Origin of the sequence: Cytobacillus sp. Hz8 (assembly GCF_042263505.1) — a bacterium.
In the GTDB taxonomy this organism is placed as follows: domain Bacteria; phylum Bacillota; class Bacilli; order Bacillales; family Cytobacillaceae; genus Bacillus_BE.
The window spans coordinates 93,814-117,728 of record NZ_JBHKFI010000007.1; the positions used below are offsets into that span (position 1 = coordinate 93,814).

A 23,915-nucleotide genomic window follows, 5' to 3' on the forward strand; every position below is an offset into this window, starting at 1 on the left:
TGAGGTATCGGGGGGATAGAGAATGTGTGTTGGAGTTCCAGCAAAAGTTATTGAAAAACAAGAATTTACAGCTGTAGTAGACGTAATGGGATCAACGATGACAGTTGGCATAATCTTTGTGCCTGAGGTTGAAGTGGATGATTATGTTATCGTTCATGCAGGACAGGCGATGTCTACAATTGATGAAGAGAATGCGATTTTAAGTATTGAAGAATGGAGGAAGCTTGTCGATGCAAGAACTCCTGAATGAATTTTCAAATTCGAAATTAAGCCGCAAGCTTTTAGTAAAAGTAAAAGAATCTGCCGAGAGCTTTATTCAGGCACACGGTAGACGGCCTATTTTTATGGAAGTATGCGGTTCACATACAATGGCATTAGCCGAAACCGGTGTAAAAAAGGCTTTAAAGGAATATGTGCAGTTGATTTCAGGTCCAGGGTGCCCTGTCTGTGTAACGGATCAAAAATCAATTGATGCGATGATTAAGCTAGCGGACGGAGAGAACCGAATCATTTGCACCTTTGGTGATATGATTCGTGTTCCTGGGACAGAATTTAGTTTGTTAGAGGCGAAGACGGAGGGAAAGGATATCCGCATTGTCTATTCCCCACCTGATGCGGTAAAAATTGCGGAAGAAAACCCAGATAAAGAGGTTATTTTCCTCGGTATCGGCTTTGAAACAACGATTCCCGTTTTGGGGGTTGCTCTAAAGACGGCAATAGAGCGCAATGTGAAAAATTTCTCTATGTGGATGACGACAAAGCTCGTGGAGCCCATCTTGAGAACTCTTTTAGAATCCAAAGAGGTTAAAATCGACGGCTTTATTCTTCCGGGGCATGTTTCGATTATCCTTGGAAAAAAGAACTATCAATATTTAGTAGATGAATATCAAATTCCTGGTGTCATTACCGGGTTTGAACCCGTTGAATTACTAGGTGGAATCTATAAATTAATTGCCCAATTATTAGATGGACGAGCTGAAATAGAAAATGATTATTCTTTTGTTGTGAGTGATGAGGGGAATAAGGCAGCTCAGGCTTTAATCAATCAATATTTTGAGCCGGTGGATGAGGCTTGGAGAGGAATCGGTGTCATTCCAAAAAGCGGCATGAATATGAAAGAAGAATTTGCAGAATGGAATGCAAAGAATCGTTTTCATATCACAGTAGGAGAGCCGCGCAAAACAAAATGTCGCTGCGGAGAAATCATTAGAGGGCTTATTTCACCGGAGGAATGTCCTTTATTTGGGAAGGCTTGTACACCAGTCAAACCAATTGGGCCTTGCATGGTTTCTACAGAAGGCACATGTTCAGCTCATTACCAGTACTTGAGGGAGGATTAGTTAATGAAGGATGAGAGAATTAGCTTAGCTCATGGTGATGGAGGAGAGCTGGCACATAATTTAATACAAGATGTATTTGTTAAGGCGTTTGGGCATAATGAATTTGCTCGCTTTGATGCAGCTGTCTTTCCATCTCCCTCTGTAAAAATGGCTGTGACGACGGATAGCTTCGTGGTAAAACCAATCTTTTTCCCTGGTGGAAACATCGGAAAACTTGCTATTGCTGGGACGGTTAATGACCTGGCTGTAAGTGGAATGATTCCGCAATATTTAACAGCGGGTTTTATTATTGAAGAGGGCTTCAAGGTGAAAGAACTGAAGGAAATTGTTCATTCAATGGCAGAAGAGGCACAAAAAGCTCAGGTCCAAATTGTGGCAGGCGACACAAAGGTGGTAGAACGAGGAAGTATTGATGGGCTTTACATCAACACTACCGGAATCGGCTTTATTCATCCTACACATCCTGTCCAACCGGAATTAATGGATGAAGGAGACTCCATTATTGTTAATGGCACAATCGGTGACCATGGCATTGCGATTTTAGGTGCACGGGGAGAGCTTGGAATTAAGACGGAACTGCAGAGTGATTGTGCGGCGCTGAATGGGTTGATTGCTAGTGTGATAGATTCGGTTGATGGGATTCGAATCATGCGGGATCCTACACGAGGCGGTCTCGCAACGACGCTTGTAGAAATCGCAGAGGATTTTGGAATCTCCATGGAAATAGAAAATGAAGAAATCCCAATTCGAAGCGAAGTAAAAGGTGCCTGTGATATCCTTGGATTCGATCCACTTTATCTTGCAAATGAGGGAAAAGTTATTTTCATTGTGAAAAAAGAGCAAGAAGCACAGGTTCTTCAGCTACTAAAACAGCACGAGCTTGGACAAAATGCTAAAGTCATCGGTCATATAACAGGCAAAGAGAAAGGAACGCTTCATTTAAAAACGGGACTTGGCAGTACGAGAAAGCTGCATAGACTTTCTGGAATGATGCTGCCGCGAATTTGTTAAATTGAACTAGACCTGAAAATCATTAGGCAGTAGCACATAAGTTGTGTTGCTGCCTGATGATTTTCAGGTTTTTAAAAGTGAAGTTTTTTTTCCTCTAAATAATGGTTGACAAATCGGAATAGTAGGTTTATTTTATACATAAAGCTAAAATAAAATTTAAATATTCTTTGATATATCCAACTTATCAAGAGAGGTGGAGGGAATGGCCCTTTGATACCTCAGCAACAGGTTCTTTTAAGAACACTGTGCTAATTCCAACAAGCATTATGCTTGGAAGATGAGTTAGGGTGACATGTTACTGAGTCAATCCTATTCTTATCTTTAAGAATAGGATTTTTATTTTTTATCAAATAAAGGGAGTGAATGAAATGAGTAACTATCCTTGTAAAAATCTTGAAAAGCGGCGCAAAGAATTAATAAATATACTTACTACTTTTGAATTCTATAAAAATGGTGATAAGAGTCTGTATGAATTACCTCTTCCTGATTTAGAACATGAGTATGAATCATTTCAAGCAAATTTGCATCCGCATATCGGTGTGGGTTCTATACATTGGGTTTAGTGATAAACAGGGAATCTTTTACCCGAAAAAATGAAGTTAAAAAATTATAGACTGGATTGGTCTTGTATCAAAGTATTGAATTATGCTTGTTCGATATCTTTTAGAAATAAAAAAATCATATACTAGTTGTCTTGTTTTGTGAAGCCATAATTAATTTGTTTCATAGAGTATCATAAATCCGACTATTCCTATTGGCTTACTAAAACTGATTTTGAAGCTTTAACAGGTCAATAGATAGTACAATACATTTTCAACAAGAGCTCAAACGTTACAAAATTTAGAAATAGGAGGAACTTACATAATGAAATATGGCATCCAATACAGAAATTTGTGTTGCTGTCTTCAAAAGGATAGTTGATTGAAAAGAAAAAACTAATTGCTAGTAAGTGTGTTTCAGTGAAAGGAATTATTTACTAAATAATTTAATTTTAGAGAAAGATAGGAGTAAAAAAGATGCAAAAAATTAAAAGAAAATTAAGTATATTGATTGGATCATTATTTGTGATTACATCGTTAGTAGGTTGCTCTGCTAATACGAATGGAAGCAATAATTCCTCAGGCGAAAAGGCAAGTGGAAAGTCAGGTGAGCAATTAGCCGATAATCAAGTGTTAAATTGGGTTGCACCAACAGAAATACCAACAGCAGACTCCGTAAAGGAATATGATACTGCAAGTGCAGAGCAAATTAATATTTTTGCTGAAGGATTGTATAAAATTAACGGGAAAAATGAGGCTGTTCCAGCTATTGCTGACGGTGAACCTAAAGCAACGAACAAGGAGAAAACACAATATATTATTAATATTAAAAAAGATTTGAAATGGTCAAATGGTGATCCATTGACGGCAAAAGATTTTGTTTATGCATGGCAGCGCTTGTTTGATCCTAAAACCGCTGCACAAAATGCCAGCACTTATTTTAATATAAAAAATGCTCAAGCCATTAATGAAGGAAAAATAGATAAAAGTAAATTAGGGATTAAGGCACTATCCGATACGCAGTTGCAAATTGATTTGGAATATTCCGATGTATATTTTAAAGAGACACTTTCCTCTACGAACCTTTTTCCTCAAAATGAGAAGTTTGTAACGGAGAAAGGTGATAAATACGGTAAAAGCAGTGAAGATACTTTAAGCAATGGTCCGCTCGTATTGTCAGATTGGGATGGTACCGGATTAAGTTGGAAGTATAAGAAGAACAAATATTATTGGGATAAAGATAACATCTCTCTCAAGCAAATTAATGTGCAAGTTGTAAAAGAAACGGCTACTGGAATTAATCTGTATCAGGCTGGGACAATTGATGGTGTTACATTATCTGGTGACTTTATTAAACAATTCAAAGATGACCCGGGATATATAAATATTTTAGCACTTCGCGCAACAAACCTTGAATTAGGAACCAGTTCAAATAAAAACCTGCAAAATGAGAATCTGCGTAAGGCATTAAGTTTATCCATTGATCGAAATGAATTGGTCAAGAATGTATTAGCTGATGGTTCTCGTGCAGCAACTGGGGCTATTCCAAAGGGGATGGCAAAGGACCCGAAAAATGAAGAAGATTTTGCAGATGCAGCTGGAGAATTAGTGAAGCACGATACGGATCAAGCGAAAAAATTATGGGAAAAAGCAAAAGAAGAGCTTGGTGTAGATAAAGTTTCATTTACATTAATAACCTCTGATGATGGTGATTCTAAGACTATCGGTGAATATTTACAAAGTCAAATAGAAACGGCATTGCCAGGCGTTACCATTAACTTGAGTAATGTTCCTGCAAAGGTGCGTTTCGAGAAAATGATGACTTATAAATTTGATTTAGCACTAGGAGGCTGGACAGGAGATTTTGACCCAGTCAGCTACTTAAATCAGTTTTTCTCAACCTTTGAACATAATCATGCCAAGTTTAACGATTCTGAATATGATCAGCAGATTACTAAGATTAAGACTACAGACTTGACAAATCCAGAGCAACGTTGGAAAGATCTTGTGAAAGCACAAGAATATTTATTAGATAAGCAAGTCGTTATACCGTTAACTCAAGGAGCAGAAAACTATTTGGTTAATCCGAAAGTTAAAGGAATCGTGACACATAATCTTGGGGCTCCGATTGATATCACACATGCGTATATTATAAAACAATAGTTTTTGAAGTTTATCTTTAAAAAGGGAGGGGATCGAATTCTCCCCTCCTTTTTTCTTGATGTTGTTTGAAGGAAGGTTTTAAATTGATCAATCTCCTGCAGTTTATATTGAAAAGAATTGTATATATTCTTATTACATTATTATTGATTAGCACTATTACTTTTGTTTTAATGCAGAAGTTGCCAGGTTCACCGTATGGAAATGAAGAAAAAATAACGGCTGCTCAAAGAGAGGTTTTGAATCAACGATATGGTTTAGATAAACCGGTAGCGGAACAGTATTTATACTATATTAAGGGGTTGGTTAGGGGTGACTTAGGCATTTCATTTCAATTTGGAGACCAGCCAGTAAACAAAATCATATCAACAAGAGTCTGGCCTTCTGTTCAACTTGGCATACAGGCTTTAATTCTAGGAAGCTTGATTGGTATTATTTTAGGAATTATTTCAGCGAAGTTTCAGAATACATGGATCGATACTTCTTCTTCCATAATAGCTATACTAGGACGATCTGTTCCTAACTTCGTTTTTGCGGTTATTCTTCAACTGCTCTTTGCTATTTATTTGAAATGGCTGCCGATAGGATTATGGAACAATGGATTCTATTCAACAATCCTTCCAACAATTGCTCTTTCGTTTGCCCCTATGGCGGATGCGGCCAGGTTTGTCCGAACTGAGATGATTGAGGTCTTACATAGCGATTATATTGAATTAGCACGTTCAACGGGTATAGGAGAATGGGAGATTGCCGTCAGACATGGATTACGTAATGCCATTATTCCTTTTATCACTGTAATCGGTCCTATGGTCGCAACTTTGCTAGTCGGTTCTTTAGTTATAGAACAAATCTTTGCCGTTCCTGGTATTGGCGAGCAGTTTGTAAAGTCTATTCTTTCAAATGACTACTATACCATCATGGGTGTTACAATCCTTTATTCAACTTTACTGGTTGTCGTGATTTTGATTGTCGATATTCTTTATATATTGATTGATCCGAGAATGCGCTTGAGTAGGGGGGATAAAGGATGAGTGAACGGGTAAGTCATATTGAAGATATTCCAGATGAATATTTCAAACCTTTTCGGTCTAATGAAAAGTATAGTAGCGAAGAAATGCAAGTTGAGTCCGTAAATTTTTATCAAGATAGTTGGAGAAGATTAAAGAAAAACAAAGGAGCTGTTGCTTCTTTTGTGTTATTACTGATTATTCTGTTTGTTTCTATTGGATCAATCTGGCTCACACCACACGATCCAAATGCCCAAGAGGTGAGGCATTCATTTCTGCCACCCAAAATTCCGGGAATTCATATTAATGGATTAAATGGTTATGCAAAACAGGGTGCAGAGTGGGTAGATGTATATAAACAAAAGCAAGTGCCTTCTGAAGTTTATTATTTTCTAGGTACGGATAAGTTTGGGAGAGATTTGCTTTCAAGATTGCTTTTTGGTACTAGAGTCTCATTATTGATTGCCCTTTTTGCAGCATTTTTAGACTTAACAATTGGCGTAGCCTATGGCTTGATATCTGGATGGCTGGGAGGAAGAGTCGATACGATTATGCAGCGAATATTAGATATCATATCAGGTGTTCCAACGCTGGTTGTTGTCGTATTAATGCTACTTGTTTTTCCTCCAGGTATCGTATCTATCGCAGTTGCGATGGCTTTAGTAGGCTGGACTACGATGGCAAGAGTTGTAAGGGGGCAAACCTTGCAATTAAAGAATCAGGAATTTGTTTTAGCAATGAAAGTGTTGGGCCAGAGTCCCATCAAAATTGCACTTGGTCATATTCTCCCTAACTTAAGCAGTATCATTATTATTCAGACCATGTTTACTATCCCAAGCGCTATTTTCTTTGAGGCATTTTTAAGTTTTATTGGTGTGGGAATGCGTGTACCTGACGCTTCTTTAGGTACATTGATCAATGAAGGATATCAAACTTTTCGTTTTTATCCGCATTTAATGTGGTATCCGGCTCTCATCATCAGCTTAATCATGATCGCATTTAATATTTTCGCTGATGGTCTTAGAGATGCTTTTGATCCAAAGATGAAGGGGTAATCATATGCCAGAAAAAATATTATCAGTAAATAATTTACATGTTTCGTTTCAAACATTTGCAGGAAAGGTTCATGCAGTCAGAGGCGTTTCCTTCGATTTATATAAAGGAGAAACTTTGGCTGTTGTAGGAGAATCCGGTTCTGGGAAATCTGTTACTTGCAAAAGCATTATTCGTTTACTTTCAAAAAATGCTTCCATTGATGAAGGCAATATTCAATATGGGGGAGAAGAAATTTTATCAAAAGAACCTAAAGAATTGCGTCAAATTCGCGGAAAGGAAATTTCAATCATTTCTCAAGATCCGATGACTTCCCTAAATCCAACGATGCAAATAGGAAAGCAAATTGCTGGACCGATGATTCATCATTTACATCTTTCAAAAGGCGAAGCGAAGAATAGAGCAATTGAGTTATTAAATCTCGTAGGTATTCCAAATAGTGAAATAAGATATAAGCATTACCCACATCAATTTTCTGGTGGTCAAAGACAAAGAATTGTCATTGCTATAGCACTTGCATGTAACCCAAAAATCTTAATTGCTGATGAACCAACAACTGCCTTAGATGTTACTACTCAGGCACAAATAATTGAATTGATGAAAAGTATACAAAAGAAAATTGGAACATCCATTATCTTTATTACACATGATTTAGGTGTAGTGGCAAAGATGGCTGACAGGGTTGCAGTTATGTATGCAGGAAAAATTGTTGAAATTGGACAATCAGAGGAAATCTTCTATTTTCCACAGCATCCATATACGTGGGGATTGTTACAATCGATCCCTTCAAAAGATGGAACAGGGGAAGAATTGTATGTTATTCCTGGAACACCACCGGATTTGATAAATCCTCCTAAAGGTGATGCTTTCTATCTAAGGAATCCATATGCACTTGAAGTAGATCGTCATTTTGAGCCGCCTTTTTATCAATTATCGCCTACACATTATGCTGCAACGTGGTTATTAGATAGAAGAGCTCCTAAAATTGATGTTCCTCCTTTGATTAAAAGAAGATACGATATTTATTATCAAAATCACAAGGAGGAAAAAAATGGATAGAAAAAAGCTATTACAAGTAAAGGGATTACAAAAAGTTTTTTCACAAGAGAAAAAAGCGGAAGTAAAAGCAGTCAATCATATTAGTTTTGATATATTCGAAGGAGAAACATTTGGATTAGTGGGTGAGTCCGGTTGCGGAAAAACTACGACTGGAAGAATGATTGTCAATCTGTATGAGCCGACTGCAGGAAAAATCTATTTTGACGAGAAAGACATTTCGGCCATTAAATCAAAGCGTGAACGGCTTGAATTCAACCGTAATGTACAAATGATTTTTCAAGATCCCTATGCATCATTGAATCCTAAAAAGAAAATTTTGGATATTATTGGAGAGGCTATTGATATCCATCATTTAGCTAAATCAAAAGAAGATCGAAATCATCAAGTCAAAGAGTTATTGGCAACGGTGGGTTTAAATCCTGAACATGCCGGGCGTTACCCACATGAATTCTCAGGCGGGCAGCGTCAGCGGATTGGAATTGCAAGAGCTTTAGCAGTAAAGCCGAAATTAATCGTTTGCGATGAACCCATTTCTGCTTTAGATGTATCAATTCAAGCACAGATTGTGAACCTTTTAAAAAAATTGCAAATTGAAAAAAAATTAACGTATTTATTTATCGCACATGATCTTTCAATGGTCAGGCATATCAGTGACAGAATAGCGGTGATGTATCGAGGTGTAATCGTTGAATCCGGGGAAGCTGATGAAATATATCATTATCCCGTTCATAACTATACAAAAAGTTTGTTATCGGCCATACCTTATCCTGATCCTATTGAGGAAAAAGAGCGTTCACGAATTAAGTATCAATTTCAAGAAGACGATATTAATGGTGAACTTCACAATATCGGATTCAATCATTATATTTTGAGTACTACTAATCAAGTGAGCAAATATAAGGAACAATTAGAGAATGAGAAAAAACATAGAGACTATAAAGCTAATTAAATCTTTTTTTCTATCTCTTCCCATCTATTTTGTTTTTTTGATTTGGGAAGGTGCCCCATATAATGCCGTAGCTTTTTCAAATTCAAGTTTTATATTTGCGCTTGTATTGAGTATAGTAATTGGCATTCAATGGCTATTTCAACAAAGGCCTTTTAGATTCTTTATCCAAACTAGCAAGAAATTCTTCATGAAGCGTTCTGGGGAAAAAGATTATGATATAAATAAGAAGATAAATCAATACTTAGGTTACGAGATTATTATCGCTCTGATATATTTCTGTTATAGCATTCTATTGCTGATGTTTTAAGATATAGCAGCTACTGATCATTGTCGCAAAAATCTAAACAAAGGAATCCCATCCGATTCATGGATGGGATTCTTTTGTATTTATCCATATTTCTATGCTAGTCGATCATCAAACCAACCAATTAAATGCTGTAAACGCTGTAAACGATGCTTCGGTTTTCCGGACCGTGAAAGTTCATGGTTTTCATCAGGGAAACGAATTAGCTTTGTTTCCACACCTAAACGCTTAAGGGCAATATACCATTGCTCTGCTTGCTCCATAGGACATCGTAAATCTTGTTCACTGTGAAGAATTAATGTCGGTGTCTGGACATTACGTGCATGGTGAAGTGGTGAAAGCTGTAATAACTTTTCTGCGTCTTTCCAGAGGTCCACATGTCCATGCTGATACTCTGTGAAGAAGAAACCAATGTCACTTGTACCGTACAAGCTATGCCAATTACAAATACTACGTTGAGTTACGGCTGCCTTGAAACGATTCGTCCGAGTGACGATAACGTTTGTCATATACCCGCCGTAACTTCCTCCTGTAACAAATAATTGGCAAGGGTCGATAAAGTTAAAGGCTTCTAGTGCATAATCAACACCAGCCATTAAATCCTCATAATCCATTCCACCATAATCACCAATAACGGCATTTACGAAATCATGACCATAACCATGGCTGCCTCTTGGATTTGTGTAAACGACCACATAGCCTTTTGCAGCCATTGATTGCATCTCATGGTGAAAGCCATTTCCATATGCCGTTGCGGGTCCACCATGTATTTCGAGGATCATCGGATACTTTTTACCTATCTCGAATCCATAAGGTTTTAAAATCCAACCTTCAATCATCCAACCATCTGTGCTCTTGTAATGAAAGTTTTCAGGAGTACTTAAATGAACCTGGTTATATAGTTCTCGATTCCAATCAGTTAACATATAAACATTCGTGACATTATTTAAATCTTGAATAACTAAATCTCCTGTAGAATGAGGAGTAGCAAGGACAAGGACAGCCTGATCATCACTTAAGATATCAAAAGAAGTAACGGTTGCAACAGAAGGTGACAGGGCAGCTGAGACTTCACCATCCAGAGTTACTTTAAATAACTGACAATCTCCACCAACTGTGGCATTAAAGTAAATATTTGAGCTTGTGGAGTCCCATATTAATCGAAACTTCGCTGTATCATATTTGGCATCGACACCTATAAGGTTTCCTACTGTGTAATCAAAGCTCTCTGTTAAATTTGTTAATTTACCTGTTTCTAAGGATAACAGGAGAATATTTGTATTCCCTTGACTTCTTTCACCTCGAGTGTGACCTGCAACGGTTAGCCATTTTCCGTCCGGTGATACGGAAGGTGCACCTATATGCCCATTTCCTTGATAGAAAAGAGTCTCTTTCTTTAAATCAATATCATATTTCCAAATAGCAGGCAGGTAACCCCACTCTTTGTCCTCAGCCTTTGTTCCAATATAGAATAGGCTTTTTCCATCCAGAGAGAAACAAGGTTGGGAAAAGTCATGATCCCCATCAGTTATTTTCGTAAAAGTCTTTGTCTTTATGTCAAATAAATAGACTTGCTTCCGATCATCGTTAAAAATACCAACTCCGTTTTCTTTATAACGGAGTCTTGAGATGATCTTAAGATCACTTTTATCATTCTTCTTCTCATTTTCCTTATCAGTGGAAAGCGCGAATTCCCCGATCGTTGTAATCGCAAGCTGATTCCCATCTGGGGACCAAACAAATTCATTAATCCCTTGCTTAACGTCTGTTAATTGAACAGCTTCACCGCCATCAGTATGTAATAGCCAGATTTGATTATTTTCAGTGCGGTTTGAAAGGAAGGCAAGCGTATTTCCATCTGGTGACCACTTTGGAGAAGTATCCTTTATTAAGCCTTCCTTTGAATAATGGGAGGTAAACTGTCTCCCCTCATTTTTTAAATCGGTAATATAGATATAAGAATAATAGCCGTCTCTTTCTTGATCTACATTGGGAAAGACATAAGCCGCTTTGTCTTTATTAGGTGAAACCTGAGGATCCCCCACGAACTTGAAATTGTATAAATCCTCTGCTGTAATCGGACGTCTTATCATGTTTTTTACCTCCATATGATCAATTTTCCTATTTCGATCAGTAAGTTACCCTTAGGTTTGTTAAATGCTCTTTGATACTTCTCTTCGCAGGTGGTAAAAGGTATATTTATTAGGAATTGACCAACGTCTTCTGTGAAGGTTCCTATTTTTTAGATAAGGCATCTGCAAATTCAGCTTTTACACGATTTAAAAGGTCTTTATCCGTTATCAGGCGATAACCTGTTGATGCAAGTACCTTTGCGCCCTTTATTAGAGCCTCATCTCCTTGTGAGGACTTTGCTGCATCTCTGAATTCTTCTGTATGTCCTATAAGATCATCTGATCCAATCTTAATATGTGGATGAGCTGTAGGAACTGCATAACTTATATTTCCGGCATCGGTGGAACCTTTTCCACTTTGCTCTTCTTTCACTACCACTTCTCCAACAGACTCTAATTCCTCTTGTAAAACAGAGTCCAATACTGAATTAAGGACAAAATCTTTGACCTCATTTTGAAAACGCTCAATTTTTACCTTTGCCCCCGTGGCGAGAGCGGCTCCTTCAGCAATTGCACTTACCTTCTTGGATGTTTCCTCTGTTTTCTTCCATGTTTCAGCTCGAATATAGAATCGTGCTGAAGCATAATCAGGGATTATGTTTGGAGCATCACCTCCATGAGTAATAATCCCATGAATACGTACATCTGACGGTAGTTGTTGACGAAGAGCGTTAATGCCATTAAACAATTGAATGACGGCATCTAGTGCATTAATCCCCTTTTCGGGTGCACCAGCAGCATGCGCTGCTTTCCCATAAAAATGAAAATCAATCGGATCTACTGCAAGTGTCTCAGTTGTTAAGAAGGTTTTGCCAGAAGGATGAATCATAAGAGCGACATCAATATCCTTTAAGTATCCATGTTTAACGAAACTTCCTTTGGCACTACCATTTGGACCTCCTTCTTCGGCTGGAGTTCCTAAAATGGCAACACGCCCGCCGATTCGAGGGAGTGTTGCCGAAAGAGCTATCCCTGCTGCAACGCTTGTAGTGCCTATGATATTGTGACCACAGGCGTGGCCTAGCCCCGGCAGTGCATCATATTCCGCAAGAAAGGCAACAGTAGGTCCAGGTAGTCCGCTATCCTTTAAAGCAAAAAAGGATGTGTCATGACCCGCAACAGCCGTTTTGACCTTGAAACCCGCATTTTCAAGAAGCCCTACATGCTTTTTGCTCGCAAAGAATTCTTGGTTTCCAATCTCAGGGTTTGCATGAATTTGCTGACTTGTTTCAATATAAGTTGCTTTATTCCTTTCAATAGAATCTTTAATTAAATCAAACCCAGTTAAAGTAGAACTCATGCTCATTTCCTCCCAATCGTCTTATTATTTTTAATAGAAAAAGAAGAACTTCTAACTATTAAACTATCTTTTCTCATTTTAAAAATGGCCTTTAGCATTTAAAGAAATACATACCGTGTGTTCTTGATTCTGTTGCCGATATTTCATTCAGCCAGTGTCTCAGTGGATTTAAATCTAATATTATATAATTCTGATAGATATTGTCGGAATTTATTGTAAGTATATTTCGAATTTATTATAATTTCAAGTGTTTTTTGTTGTATATTTAATTGATTTTGTTGATCAAACCCTTTGATAAAATAAGGAACTATTCATTTTTGACCAATTTCTTTTTAGAATATCGAGGAGTATTAGTGCTCCGGATTTCAATCATGTGTGATCAAATTGAAAGGAAGAGACATATTAGGTTGGAAAATAGTAATGGTCATCCTAAATGATACAGGTCGCGTAATGAGGATCTTTTCCTATGTGAAATTACAATTGCCCCTTTGACTCGAATCCACTCTGATTAACATAAAAGCGGATTGAATTTTTTACCAAATTAAGATATACTACATTACAACACTAATGTACTAATCAGGAGGGGGCGAGAAAGATTTTAAATCCAGATAGTACAAAGCCCATATATGTCCAGATTGCCGAATTTATCGAAACAGATATTATGAATGGCCACTTTGCAAATGATCAGAGGGTCTATTCGCAATATCAGTTAGCGGAAATGTACACAATCAACCCGGCTACGGCAGCAAAAGGACTAAATATTCTTGTTGATGAAGGAATTTTGTATAAGAAGCGTGGCCTGGGAATGTTTGTTACCCCCCATGCAAAAGAGAAAATCATCCATAAAAGAAAAAGTCATACATTAAAACGATTAGTACAGGAATTAGTTTTAGAAGCCGATCGTTTACAAATCAGTGAAGATGATTTATTGGAAATGATTAAGAGAGAGTGGGGGAAGGGTGAATGATGAATGTGATTGAATGTCGGGATTTGACAAAAACTTATTATCGGAAAAAGGCCTTGAATGGACTTTCCTTTTCAATTGAAGAGAATAAGATAATAGGTTTAATTGGAAGGAACGGGGCTGGAAAAACGACTTTGTTAAAAATCATGGCGGGATTGATTAAAGAAACCTCTGGTGAAATCAAGGTCATCTCTGAAAAACCATTTAATAGCCTGCAAGTTTCGCAAAATTCAATTTTCATGGATGAGCATTTGGCTTTTCCTCCTGCGTTACAACTTCAGGAATTGTTGGAGGAAGCAGGAAGATTTTATCCCAATTGGAATCATCAATTAGCTCAGCGCTTATTTGCCTATTTCGGGTTTGATCCAAAGGATTATCATAATCGACTTTCAAAAGGGAAGACGAGTGTATTTAATGCAATTATTGGGATTTCAGCTCGGTGTCCAATTACAATTTTTGATGAGCCGACTTCGGGCATGGATGAAGTAGCAAGAAAAGATTTTTATCGCGCATTACTCAAGGACTATATCACTTATCCGCGTACCATTATTCTTTCTAGTCATCATTTGGATGAAGTGGAGGATTTACTTGAAGAAATTCTCCTCCTAAAGGATGGGAGAAAATTGCTTCATATGTCTATTTCCAAATTTAAGGAATGGGCGATTGGATTTAGAGGCAAGAAGGAAGTTGTGAAGGAATGGATTGGAAACCGCGACCTCATTTATAGCCAATATTTAGGTATCGATACGATGTATGGGGTTGTCAAAAATGAATATTCAGAGGAATTACTTGAAAAGGCAAGGATGTCAGGCTTAGAGGTATCTCCAGTTCGTTCTAGTGATCTATGTGTCTATTTAATGAGTGAAACGAAGGGAGGCATTGATGATGTCTTTAACGACCGCTAAATTTTCTGAAATTGTGAAAAGACAGTTTCTATTTAAGCTGAAAGCAAATATAGATTCTTATAGTTCCTTGACAGGAATTCAAGTTTTGGCGATTCTATTTTCGTTTGGAGGTGTGGCCTCGGGAGGTTTTGGCACAGACTGGATTGACATCAATGTTCATTATTTTTCAGCTGATATTGTCATTGCATTTACGATGCTTTGGTCTTTTACAACAGCGATAACCATTACAAAGAAAGCCTATTGGAGCATGGACTTTTCCTTTGTATCCAATCGACTAAGCAGCAACGTATCAAATGTTTTATTTCTATTAACAGCAAGTCTCCTTGGTGGAATAACATCGATGCTAGCGAGCTATTTAATCAGAACTGTCCTAGCCCTCTTTTTTGATTATAAATTTTATAGCTTATCAACCTCGTATGGGAATTTACTCTTAGGAATTGGAATCGCTACCTTATATATTTTTTGCACTGGTGCAATTGGCTACTTAATTGGTTCTCTTATCCAGTGGAATCGGATATTTGTTTTTTTTCTTGTCGTGCTATTTATTGGATTATTATTTACAAGTTCATTCATGGAGGAGTCCTTCTTTACTTTTGTTTTTCAATTTTATTTTAGAGAATCATCCATTGGGGCCTTTCTACTAAAAATAATTTTTACAACCGTATTATTTTTTATACCATCATTTAGCCTGCAAAATCGGATGGAGGTTAAGCGATGATGATATTATCTATGATTTTGCCTTTTATGATTATTCTTGTGTTCGGTCTCCTTATCATATGGATCAATTCAAAAGTCAAATTGATTTCAGGAAAAGTGACTTATTGGCTGTTAATTGTATATGTTGGCATCCTTCTTTTATCTTTTGTCTTAGTCTCCACGAGGATAATCCAACCAATCCAACATTCGGCTCGGGTAACGGAGGATATAAAGCAGTCTAAAGCAAATTTGATAAAAGCATTAAGTAAAGGGAAATACAAGGAAGTTGAGGAGAAATATTTGGACAATAAAAAGAGCTTTGATTATCAACAGAAAAATCTCTCACTAGATTCAAAATATCATTTTGAAACGGTATATGTTGAGAGAAAATCTGTTGATGATCATAAAATTGAGGCTTATGTTTATGGGTCGAGTTTAATTGTGCAAAATATGAATTTTTATCAGAGTTTAAAGAAATTACAGTTTGTATTACATGGTGATACTTTGAAATTAACCTATCCCCAAAAACAGGACCTTAAGTTTTCCATATTTAAAGTTGAATTCCCCATTAGTCAATTTAAAGAAAAAACCAAATTATTTGATGATGATAGCGTTCAGATTGAGCAGCCAATCGTTTATTTGCGAATTCCTAAAGGTCTAACCATTAAAACTGATTTAAATGTTTATTATCAAAATGTAATTCAATAAATTACGAATAGGATAAGTTCTTACCTATCTCCTAAAATTTGATATAAACTGTTTGGAAAAATCATCTTCTTCAAAAAAAACTATTGAATGATCCATGCACCGAATCATGTGATGACAGCGTAGGTTGAACAGCATTTAATCAAACGTTTGATTAATAATTATCAGTACATTCAAAAGTTAGAACAACGTATTGATAAATTGAAACAAGCACTTGTTGAAATCCATTCCTAGGTTTCGAAAAATAAGTCTATCATTTATGCTTGGCAGCTATTTACCAATAATAAAATTTTTCCAAAAAGTATTGGTTATTTCTTGAAAATTTAGTGGAAATCAGCTACAATAAACAAACAATTACTTGAAAGGGTGACCATGGGGCGATGATCTTCTAATCTTATTCTTAATGTATTTTCGTTTAATATCGAAGTTATTTTGAATAGGATTAGTCTATTATTTTAACGGAAACAGATTGTCGTAAGTATAATACTAAGATGTATTATGTCTTTTTCTGTGGTTTTTGATGACTCCTCCTATCCAAAAATAACGGATAGGAGGTTTTTTGCGTTCATTGTTTAAATATTTCGTTTGCTTAATAAAGAAAAAAGAGTCGCTATTTTGAAATGGAAAAGAGGGATAATATGACTCAATTATTAAAAAATCGATTTGTTCGAGCTATTTTTCTTTCGGCTTTGTTTTTACAGGCAGGAATTTGGATACGGAATTTTGCCGTACTTTTATTTGTAATGGAGAAAACAAATGGAGATGCTTTTGCGGTTTCAATGATCTCAGTTGCGGAATTCGCTCCAATCTTTATTTTTTCCTTTATTGGGGGAACCTTTGCGGACCGCTGGCGGCCAAAGAGAACCATGGTCTGGTGTGATTTATTAAGTGCGGTTTCTGTTTTTCTTGTATTGGCTGCTCTTATGCTGGGTTCTTGGAAGATCATCTTTTTTGTGACGCTTATTTCATCGATTCTTTCTCAATTTTCTCAGCCATCCGGTATGAAGCTTTTTAAGATGCATTTAGGTCCAGAATTAATTCAATCAGCAATGTCCATTTATCAAACGATCTTTGCTATTTTCATGGTATTAGGTCCGGCACTCGGAACTACTGTTTATCAGCAAGTAGGAATTGATGTATCGATTGCAATCACAGGAGTGGCTTTTCTACTTTCAGCTGCCGCATTAACCTTTATACCCGCTGATCATAAAATGGAGAAGGTGGCGCACACCACTTCTTTATTAGAGGAGATGAAGAGTGGGATCCGTTATGTTTGGGGTAAGAAGGAATTAAAACTATTGGGGTTATGCTTTATGGCTGCTGGTCTTGCTATGGGATTAATTCAGCCTTTAGCAATATTTCTTGTTACGGAACGTTTGGAACTAGTAAAGGAAAGCCTGCAATGGTTATTAATGGCGAACGGAATTGGCATGATTTTGGGTGGAATGGTTTCTGTGATGTTTGCAAAAACCGTTCCGCCACAAAGGTTGCTGATGCTGGGGATGTTGGTAAATGCTATCGGATTAAGTGTTGTGGGCTTTTCAACTGATCTTTCGATTACCTTGATTGCTCAGTTTGTCAGTGGTTTATTCTTCCCATGTGTTCAAATTGGAATTAACACATTAATTTTACAAAATACGGATGCTGACTACATTGGGAGAGTCAATGGTACGTTAAGTCCTTTATTTTCAGGGGCGATGGTTTTAACGATGAGTATTTCAGGTGTGATGAAGGAATTGCTTTCGATTATTTCGATGTATCAAATATCCGCCATCCTTTTCTTCATCGGCTTGCTTGTCATTATGCCGATTTATCATTTGAAGGCAAAGAATATCGAAGGGATGCTTTCTAAGGAGAAGGCATAATGGTAAAAGAAAAATCCATGCGAGCTGCATGGATTTTTCTTTTATACTTTCTTAAAGTATAAATTGGCAGCAATGATGAGAATTCGACGTAGTGGCCAATTCTAGGAATAAAGTATAAGTGCACAAAGGGAGGCTTCCGAGAGACGCTTCGCAGCCGAAAAAAGCGTTTTTCTTTTTTCGGTGAACTACGCCTCTGTCTTCGCCTGAAGGCTCGCCAATCGGCGAGTTTTCTTTATCCCTCTAAATGTAATTGTGAATCGGTCGCTTTTTCTTTGCTCATTAATAGGATAAAGATGATTCCAATGGCTAGAGGAACGAGGGTCCAAATGAAAGTTGTCGTAATTGAGTGAGACAAGACTTCTGTGATTTTCTTCAGAACCGTTGCGGGAATATGGGCACGCATTTCTGGTGATAAAATGGCGCGGCTATCATTACTCTCTCCATGCTGCATGAAATAATCTGGTAGCCCTGTGGAAAAACTGTTCTTTTGTATAACACCGAATATGGTAATCCCCAAAGTCATTCCTAAAGATTTTAAGAAATTACTTGCTGAACTGGCAATTCCTCTTTGTTGCGGAAGTGCTTTTTGAAGAGCACTCATTCCGAGGATAGAAAATGAGGGACCTACTCCAAGTCCGATAATCATCATATAGATAGTCACCATCCATCGTGGTGTGGATACTTCCAGTGTTCCAAGTAGGATAGTGCCAATAGCAGTGATCACCCCAGAGACAATCATGATGGATTTATAGCTAAATTTATTGGCTAAGGTACCTCCTAAGGCTGCTGCAATACTAGAGGTAACCATCATTGGTAACAGTAATAGTCCAGAGTTTGTAGCCGTTCCTCCTGTGACCCCTTGAATATAAAGGGGAATATAAACAGTCGACACCATAAAGACAGCACCATAAAACATTCCTGTAAATACACTTGTTGTATATAGACGTTCTTTAAATAAGCTGAAAGGCAGAATAGGATCCTTCGCTGTCTTTTCCACAAAAAGAAAAACAATAAAACAAACGATTGATAAGATAAATAATGAGATAATTTGCCATGAGTTCCATTCGTAGGTATCTCCACCTAACTCGAGCGCAAACATCAGGGAGACAGAAAAGCTGACAAGGAAAATGGCACCTGCCCAGTCAATGACTTGACGGGTATGAACCTTTGATTCGTTATAAAAGAAGATAATTAAGGCTAAAGCAATGAACCCGATTGGGAGATTGATATAGAAAATCCAGCGCCAATTGAAATGATCGGTAATAAATGAACCTAATAAAGGTCCGGCAATACTTGATAATCCAAATACAGCTCCAAACATTCCACTCATTTTTCCACGAGCTTCACTTGGAACGACATCCCAGATAATCGTAAAGGCAATGGGCATTAAGGCACTTCCGCCAATTCCTTGAATTGCACGGAAAATACATAGCTGAACCATCGATTGCGCCAATCCACACAGAACGGAGCCTGTTAAAAATAAAAAGATTCCAAAGACGTAAAATCTTTTGCGGCCATACATATCGGATAATTTTCCAAAAATCGGCATACCCGCCATTTCGGATACGAGATAGGCTGAGGTTACCCAAACATATTTATCTAATCCACTTAAATCGCCAATGATAGAGCCCATACTTGTCGCAACAATCGTGCTATCTAGTGAGGCGATAAAAATTCCTAATATAAGTGCAGCCATGACCGGCATTAATTTTGTTTCTTTTTTCATAAATTTCCTCTTTTCTTTAACATTGTTAAATGATATATGTTAATTTAACATCGTTAAATTAATTTGTAAAGCAATCAATTTAAAAACCATATACAATAAATATATTGAGGTGGCGGTCATGACTAAGAAGAGCGTCAATAAAGAAACGATAACAGAAGCTGCATTAGAAATTTTGGAGGAGAAGGGACTATCTCATTTAACGATGAGAAATGTGGCAAAGAAGCTTGATGTGAAAGCACCTGCTCTTTATTGGTATATAAAAAACAAACAGGAGTTACTCCAATTAATTGCAGAGCATATTTGTAACCAAATACAATTGCCGCAGCAAAAGGATAATTGGGTTGAGGAGATTATTTTATTATCAATCGAAATAAGACGAATTTTGTTAGCAATACCGGATGGGGCAGAAATTATGATGGATACTCTTCCAATTACAGAAAAGCGCCTCTATTTAATCAATGGAACCCTTGGGATCTTCCATCGCGCCCATTTTACCGATGAGCAAGCGTTTTTAGCAACAACACTTGTAGATAGCTATGTAACTTCTTTTGTTCTAGATGAGCAAAAGCAGCAGAAAATGCTTCGTGAGATTGGGTATGAAGAGGTAAAAAAGCAGTTTTTTGAAGCGATTACAGCTATTCCTAAGAAAGCCATTCCTTTTGTTTACCATCATATGTTATCTCCAAAGTCAAAAGTCAATGACGAAGAAAGTTTTTTAAAAGGACTGAACATGATCATTGCTGGTATGAAAGCCCAATTGAATATATAGTAATAATGGAAAATACGAAATATTTATAGTAAAAATGGAGTGATTCGATTAATTTTTTGGATGTAAAGTAATTTTTACTGTATAATATGATTAAATCAATAGTTCCTTCGGGGTCGGGTGTAATTCCCAACCGGCGGTGATGAAGCTTATGGCTTCTTAGTCCGTGACCCGGTTAACAAATGTTAAACGGTGGATCTGGTGAAACTCCAGGGCCGACAGTAAAAGTCTGGATGGGAGAAGGAAAAAATATCTTGGATGTCAAAGGGTGAAGTATGTCAATTTTACCCCTTTATTTATCTATGTATATGAATGAACTCTAAAACCCTGAAGTTGAGAATTTTCTCCTTCAGGGTTTTTTTGTAGAAAGGAGCTGAAAAAGTTATGAGTGATCAATCTTATATGAGACTTGCCATTGAGATGGCTAAAAGTGCTACAGGACAAACTTCTCCAAACCCCGTTGTTGGTGCTGTTGTGGTAAAAAACAATCAAATTGTTGGTCTAGGTGCTCATTTAAAAGCTGGGGAACCCCACGCAGAGGTTCATGCTATTCAAATGGCAGGTGAAAAAGCAAAAGATGCCACAATATATGTGACATTAGAGCCATGCAGTCATTTTGGAAAAACACCGCCCTGTGCTGATTTAGTCATTAAGTCAGGAATTAAACGGGTGGTGATTGCGGCAACGGATCCGAATCCTCAGGTGGCTGGCAGAGGTATCGAAAAAATGTGTGCACGTGGCTTGGAGGTCGAAGTTGGGCTTTTAAAGGACGAAGCGGAGGCACTTAATCAGGTGTTCTATCATTACATTCAAACCGGACTTCCCTTTGTAACATTGAAAACTGCCATGAGCTTAGATGGAAAGATCGCTACTTCAAGTGGTCATAGCCGCTGGATAACAGGTGAAGAAGCACGAGAGGATGTCCATTATTATCGACATCGTCATGATGCTATTCTTGTTGGCGTTAATACCGTTTTAAAAGATAATCCCAGTTTAACGACAAGATTGCCTGGTGGTGGGAAAAATCCGATTCGAATCATTTTAGATACCCATCTTCGAACGCCTTTAGATTCAACGATTATTATGGATGGTAAAGCGGAGACTTGGATTGTAACCGGTTCTGAGGCTGAAATGAGTAAAGTGAAGGAGATGGAAAAACGGGGAGTTGAAGTCATTCCGCTAGATACTCCAACAGTCAAAATTCCGCTGATGTTAAAGATGATGGGATTAAAAGGTGTCACTTCGATCTTTGTAGAGGGAGGATCAGAGGTACATGGAAGCTTTCTTCAAGAAAAGGCCTTTCAACAACTTATTGTCTATTTCGCGCCGAGAATAATTGGTGGGCGAGATGCTCCTTCTTCCTTTGGAGGAGAGGGGATTCAAGTAATGAGCGAAGCGCTAGAAGTGAATATTATAAATGTAGAGAAGGTTGGCCAGGATATACGGGTTATTGCAGTTCCGAAATAAGGAGGGATGAAAAGTGTTTACAGGAATTGTAGAAGAAATGGGGACGATTTCGGCCATTAAGCAAACGAGAGAGTCCATTGTGATGACGATAGGTGCCAATACTATCTTTGAGGATATGGCAACAGGGGCGAGTATCGCTGTGAATGGTGTTTGCTTAACGGTCACTTCCTTTACGGATAAATCATTTTCTGTTGATGTCATGCCGGAAACTTTTCGGGCTACAGGCCTAAAGGTCTTAAAGAGAGGTTCAAAAGTGAATCTAGAACGGGCCATGGGAATGACTGGACGCTTCGGAGGTCATTTTGTTTCGGGGCATGTAGATGGTGTTGGAAGGATTTTAAAGAAAACTCCGGTTGATAATGCTGTCTATTATGAAATAGAAGCACCAGAAGAGATTCTTCACTATATTATTTTAAAAGGTTCTGTTGCAATAGATGGGACAAGTTTAACTGTCTTTGGGCTCAGTGATTCCACTTTTACCATTTCTCTTATTCCGCATACATTGGATGAAACGGTGATAGGGATGAAAGGTTCAGGTGAAATCGTCAATTTAGAATGTGACATGCTAAGTAAATATGTGGCGCACTTTCTCTCATCAAGATCTGGACAAGGGCGGAAGGATAAGCAATCTAATATGACAATGGCCTTTTTAGAGGAGCATGGATTTAATTAATTAAAAAAGAGTATTTATATTAGACTGCAATTAAAAAGCAACAGATTATATGAACACAAACTTATATGATGAACGATTGGAGTGGAGCTTGGTGTTTGATACCATTGAAGAAGGTATATCAGAATTAAAACGCGGCAACGTCGTGATTGTTTGTGATGATGAAGACCGGGAAAATGAAGGAGATTTTATTGCACTGGCTGAAAAGGCAACACCTGAGGTAATTAATTTTATGATTAAGCATGGCAGGGGCCTTGTCTGTGTACCTGTAGATGAAGAAATCGCTGAAAAGCTAAGATTAATTCCGATGACGAGCCATAATACAGACCCACATGGAACAGCCTTTACAATAAGTGTTGATCATAAAACAACAACTACCGGTATTTCTGCATTTGAACGTTCGGCAACGATTATGAATTTAATTCATGAAGATGCGAAGGCCGCTGATTTTAAACGTCCTGGGCATATCTTTCCGCTGATTGCGAAAAAAGGCGGGGTGTTAAGGCGGGCAGGGCATACAGAGGCCGCCGTTGATTTGGCGAAAATATGTGGTGCTCGTCCAGCAGGGGCTATTTGTGAAATTATTAAAGAAGATGGGACAATGGCGAGGGTTCCCGATTTACAGGAGATTGCGAAGGAATTTGGTATCAAAATGATTACGATTAAAGATTTGATTGAATATCGTAATCGCGAGGAAAAACTTGTTACTCGAGAGGTGGAAATTCATCTTCCAACTGAATATGGAGATTTCCAAGCTGTAGGATACTCAAATTTAGTTGATAATAAGGAGCATATTGCGTTAGTAAAAGGGGATATTCACTCAGATGAACCGATCCTTGTCAGAGTTCATTCGGAATGCTTGACAGGGGATGTATTTGGCTCTTATCGCTGCGACTGCGGTCCACAGCTGCATGCGGCTTTAACCCAGATCGAACAAGAGAGAAGAGGAGTTCTTCTATATATGCGTCAGGAAGGTAGAGGAATTGGACTATTAAATAAATTAAAGGCTTATAAGCTTCAAGAAGAAGGATATGATACGGTGGAAGCCAATGAAAAGCTTGGATTTGGCGCTGATTTACGAGAGTATGGCATTGGTGCACAAATTCTTAAGGATTTAGGAATTAAAAAAATGAAATTACTTACAAATAATCCGAGGAAAATAACGGGATTAAATGGCTATGGCCTTGAGGTGGTTGAACGTATTCCTTTGCAAATAAAGGCAAGAAAGGAAAATCAACATTATCTCAAAACGAAATCAGAAAAACTAGGGCATTTATTCCACATATAGAAAGGGAGG

21 protein-coding genes and 2 riboswitches are annotated in these 23,915 nt (G+C 37.6%); of the genes, 18 read left to right on the plus strand and 3 right to left on the minus strand.

What is annotated here, in order from left to right; translation table 11 throughout:
• The first annotated feature begins 22 nt into the window (after positions 1-22).
• From ACE38V_RS10785 to ACE38V_RS10825, 9 genes are all read left to right on the plus strand, one after another.
• Entirely contained in the window at positions 23-250 is a 228-nt protein-coding gene (locus ACE38V_RS10785) for a HypC/HybG/HupF family hydrogenase formation chaperone (protein WP_375841262.1), read from the plus strand.
• Entirely contained in the window at positions 231-1,340 is a 1,110-nt protein-coding gene (gene hypD / locus ACE38V_RS10790; RefSeq protein WP_375841263.1) for a hydrogenase formation protein HypD, read from the plus strand. Before ACE38V_RS10785 ends, hypD begins: the two co-directional genes overlap by 20 nt.
• A gap of 3 nt (positions 1,341-1,343) precedes the next feature.
• On the plus strand, positions 1,344-2,351 hold the full coding sequence (gene hypE / locus ACE38V_RS10795; protein WP_375841264.1) for a hydrogenase expression/formation protein HypE: 1,008 nt from the start codon (positions 1,344-1,346) through the stop codon (positions 2,349-2,351).
• A 178-nt stretch (positions 2,352-2,529) separates the two neighbouring features.
• Positions 2,530-2,635, plus strand: a riboswitch (SAM riboswitch).
• A gap of 84 nt (positions 2,636-2,719) precedes the next feature.
• Entirely contained in the window at positions 2,720-2,914 is a 195-nt protein-coding gene (locus tag ACE38V_RS10800) for a Fur-regulated basic protein FbpA (RefSeq protein WP_375841265.1), read from the plus strand.
• Between the two features lie 453 nt (positions 2,915-3,367).
• Complete coding sequence (locus ACE38V_RS10805) at positions 3,368-5,053, plus strand: peptide ABC transporter substrate-binding protein (RefSeq protein WP_375841266.1); 1,686 nt, start codon at positions 3,368-3,370, stop codon at positions 5,051-5,053.
• Positions 5,054-5,136: 83 nt separating this feature from the next.
• Positions 5,137-6,081, plus strand: a complete 945-nt coding sequence (locus ACE38V_RS10810; protein WP_375841267.1) for an ABC transporter permease — start codon at positions 5,137-5,139, stop codon at positions 6,079-6,081.
• On the plus strand, positions 6,078-7,112 hold the full coding sequence (locus ACE38V_RS10815; protein WP_375841268.1) for an ABC transporter permease: 1,035 nt from the start codon (positions 6,078-6,080) through the stop codon (positions 7,110-7,112). The genes ACE38V_RS10810 and ACE38V_RS10815 overlap by 4 nt, the downstream gene beginning before the upstream one ends.
• A 4-nt stretch (positions 7,113-7,116) precedes the next feature.
• On the plus strand, positions 7,117-8,169 hold the full coding sequence (locus tag ACE38V_RS10820; RefSeq protein ID WP_375841269.1) for an ABC transporter ATP-binding protein: 1,053 nt from the start codon (positions 7,117-7,119) through the stop codon (positions 8,167-8,169).
• Positions 8,162-9,118 (plus strand): ABC transporter ATP-binding protein, encoded by a 957-nt coding sequence (locus tag ACE38V_RS10825; protein ID WP_375841270.1) that lies wholly within the window; start codon positions 8,162-8,164, stop codon positions 9,116-9,118. The genes ACE38V_RS10820 and ACE38V_RS10825 overlap by 8 nt, the downstream gene beginning before the upstream one ends.
• Before the next feature lie 399 nt (positions 9,119-9,517).
• Here ACE38V_RS10825 and ACE38V_RS10830 read toward each other — a convergent pair whose 3' ends face one another.
• Positions 9,518-11,515: a S9 family peptidase gene (locus ACE38V_RS10830; RefSeq protein ID WP_375841271.1), complete on the minus strand. Its 1,998-nt coding sequence runs from the start codon at positions 11,513-11,515 to the stop codon at positions 9,518-9,520.
• A gap of 142 nt (positions 11,516-11,657) precedes the next feature.
• On the minus strand, positions 11,658-12,854 hold the full coding sequence (locus tag ACE38V_RS10835; RefSeq protein ID WP_375841272.1) for a M20 family metallopeptidase: 1,197 nt from the start codon (positions 12,852-12,854) through the stop codon (positions 11,658-11,660).
• Positions 12,855-13,449: 595 nt separating this feature from the next.
• Here ACE38V_RS10835 and ACE38V_RS10840 point away from each other — a divergent pair.
• The 5 genes from ACE38V_RS10840 (at position 13,450) to ACE38V_RS10860 (ending at position 17,989) form a co-directional block, all read left to right on the plus strand.
• Positions 13,450-13,821: a GntR family transcriptional regulator gene (locus ACE38V_RS10840; RefSeq protein ID WP_375841348.1), complete on the plus strand. Its 372-nt coding sequence runs from the start codon at positions 13,450-13,452 to the stop codon at positions 13,819-13,821.
• Complete coding sequence (locus ACE38V_RS10845) at positions 13,818-14,723, plus strand: ATP-binding cassette domain-containing protein (RefSeq protein WP_375841273.1); 906 nt, start codon at positions 13,818-13,820, stop codon at positions 14,721-14,723. Before ACE38V_RS10840 ends, ACE38V_RS10845 begins: the two co-directional genes overlap by 4 nt.
• A complete protein-coding gene (locus tag ACE38V_RS10850) occupies positions 14,704-15,441 on the plus strand; it encodes a hypothetical protein (RefSeq protein ID WP_375841274.1) in 738 nt (245 codons plus the stop codon). The genes ACE38V_RS10845 and ACE38V_RS10850 overlap by 20 nt, the downstream gene beginning before the upstream one ends.
• The gene (locus ACE38V_RS10855) at positions 15,438-16,127 is read left to right on the plus strand and encodes a hypothetical protein (RefSeq protein WP_375841275.1); all 690 of its coding nucleotides are present in this window, start codon (positions 15,438-15,440) and stop codon (positions 16,125-16,127) included. The genes ACE38V_RS10850 and ACE38V_RS10855 overlap by 4 nt, the downstream gene beginning before the upstream one ends.
• Before the next feature lie 617 nt (positions 16,128-16,744).
• Positions 16,745-17,989: an MFS transporter gene (locus tag ACE38V_RS10860; RefSeq protein ID WP_375841276.1), complete on the plus strand. Its 1,245-nt coding sequence runs from the start codon at positions 16,745-16,747 to the stop codon at positions 17,987-17,989.
• Between the two features lie 232 nt (positions 17,990-18,221).
• Here ACE38V_RS10860 and ACE38V_RS10865 read toward each other — a convergent pair whose 3' ends face one another.
• Positions 18,222-19,715 carry an MDR family MFS transporter gene (locus ACE38V_RS10865; RefSeq protein ID WP_375841277.1) on the minus strand — a complete coding sequence of 498 codons (1,494 nt, stop codon included), beginning with the start codon at positions 19,713-19,715 and terminating at the stop codon, positions 18,222-18,224.
• A gap of 118 nt (positions 19,716-19,833) precedes the next feature.
• Here ACE38V_RS10865 and ACE38V_RS10870 point away from each other — a divergent pair, with 118 nt between their 5' ends.
• The 4 genes from ACE38V_RS10870 (at position 19,834) to ACE38V_RS10885 (ending at position 23,906) form a co-directional block, all read left to right on the plus strand.
• Positions 19,834-20,484, plus strand: a complete 651-nt coding sequence (locus tag ACE38V_RS10870) for a TetR/AcrR family transcriptional regulator C-terminal domain-containing protein (protein ID WP_375841278.1) — start codon at positions 19,834-19,836, stop codon at positions 20,482-20,484.
• A gap of 99 nt (positions 20,485-20,583) precedes the next feature.
• Positions 20,584-20,730, plus strand: a riboswitch (FMN riboswitch).
• 135 nt (positions 20,731-20,865) lie between these two features.
• The gene (gene ribD / locus ACE38V_RS10875; RefSeq protein WP_375841279.1) at positions 20,866-21,948 is read left to right on the plus strand and encodes a bifunctional diaminohydroxyphosphoribosylaminopyrimidine deaminase/5-amino-6-(5-phosphoribosylamino)uracil reductase RibD; all 1,083 of its coding nucleotides are present in this window, start codon (positions 20,866-20,868) and stop codon (positions 21,946-21,948) included.
• 13 nt (positions 21,949-21,961) lie between these two features.
• On the plus strand, positions 21,962-22,621 hold the full coding sequence (gene ribE / locus ACE38V_RS10880; protein WP_375841280.1) for a riboflavin synthase: 660 nt from the start codon (positions 21,962-21,964) through the stop codon (positions 22,619-22,621).
• A 91-nt stretch (positions 22,622-22,712) separates the two neighbouring features.
• Positions 22,713-23,906: a bifunctional 3,4-dihydroxy-2-butanone-4-phosphate synthase/GTP cyclohydrolase II gene (locus ACE38V_RS10885; RefSeq protein ID WP_375841281.1), complete on the plus strand. Its 1,194-nt coding sequence runs from the start codon at positions 22,713-22,715 to the stop codon at positions 23,904-23,906.
• Positions 23,907-23,915: the final 9 nt, after the last annotated feature.

Coding starts and splice junctions, on each gene's coding strand:
- ribD (WP_375841279.1), top strand. CDS start 20,866: ATGAGTGATCAATCTTATATGAGACTTGCCATTGAGATGGCTAAAAGT.
- ACE38V_RS10870 (WP_375841278.1), top strand. CDS start 19,834: ATGACTAAGAAGAGCGTCAATAAAGAAACGATAACAGAAGCTGCATTA.
- ACE38V_RS10860 (WP_375841276.1), top strand. CDS start 16,745: ATGGAAAAGAGGGATAATATGACTCAATTATTAAAAAATCGATTTGTT.
- ACE38V_RS10800 (WP_375841265.1), top strand. CDS start 2,720: ATGAGTAACTATCCTTGTAAAAATCTTGAAAAGCGGCGCAAAGAATTA.
- ACE38V_RS10815 (WP_375841268.1), top strand. CDS start 6,078: ATGAGTGAACGGGTAAGTCATATTGAAGATATTCCAGATGAATATTTC.
- ACE38V_RS10825 (WP_375841270.1), top strand. CDS start 8,162: ATGGATAGAAAAAAGCTATTACAAGTAAAGGGATTACAAAAAGTTTTT.
- ACE38V_RS10845 (WP_375841273.1), top strand. CDS start 13,818: ATGATGAATGTGATTGAATGTCGGGATTTGACAAAAACTTATTATCGG.
- hypD (WP_375841263.1), top strand. CDS start 231: ATGCAAGAACTCCTGAATGAATTTTCAAATTCGAAATTAAGCCGCAAG.
- ACE38V_RS10865 (WP_375841277.1), bottom strand. CDS start 19,715: ATGAAAAAAGAAACAAAATTAATGCCGGTCATGGCTGCACTTATATTA.
- hypE (WP_375841264.1), top strand. CDS start 1,344: ATGAAGGATGAGAGAATTAGCTTAGCTCATGGTGATGGAGGAGAGCTG.
- ACE38V_RS10805 (WP_375841266.1), top strand. CDS start 3,368: ATGCAAAAAATTAAAAGAAAATTAAGTATATTGATTGGATCATTATTT.
- ACE38V_RS10785 (WP_375841262.1), top strand. CDS start 23: ATGTGTGTTGGAGTTCCAGCAAAAGTTATTGAAAAACAAGAATTTACA.
- ACE38V_RS10850 (WP_375841274.1), top strand. CDS start 14,704: ATGTCTTTAACGACCGCTAAATTTTCTGAAATTGTGAAAAGACAGTTT.
- ACE38V_RS10855 (WP_375841275.1), top strand. CDS start 15,438: ATGATGATATTATCTATGATTTTGCCTTTTATGATTATTCTTGTGTTC.
- ACE38V_RS10820 (WP_375841269.1), top strand. CDS start 7,117: ATGCCAGAAAAAATATTATCAGTAAATAATTTACATGTTTCGTTTCAA.
- ACE38V_RS10835 (WP_375841272.1), bottom strand. CDS start 12,854: ATGAGTTCTACTTTAACTGGGTTTGATTTAATTAAAGATTCTATTGAA.
- ACE38V_RS10830 (WP_375841271.1), bottom strand. CDS start 11,515: ATGATAAGACGTCCGATTACAGCAGAGGATTTATACAATTTCAAGTTC.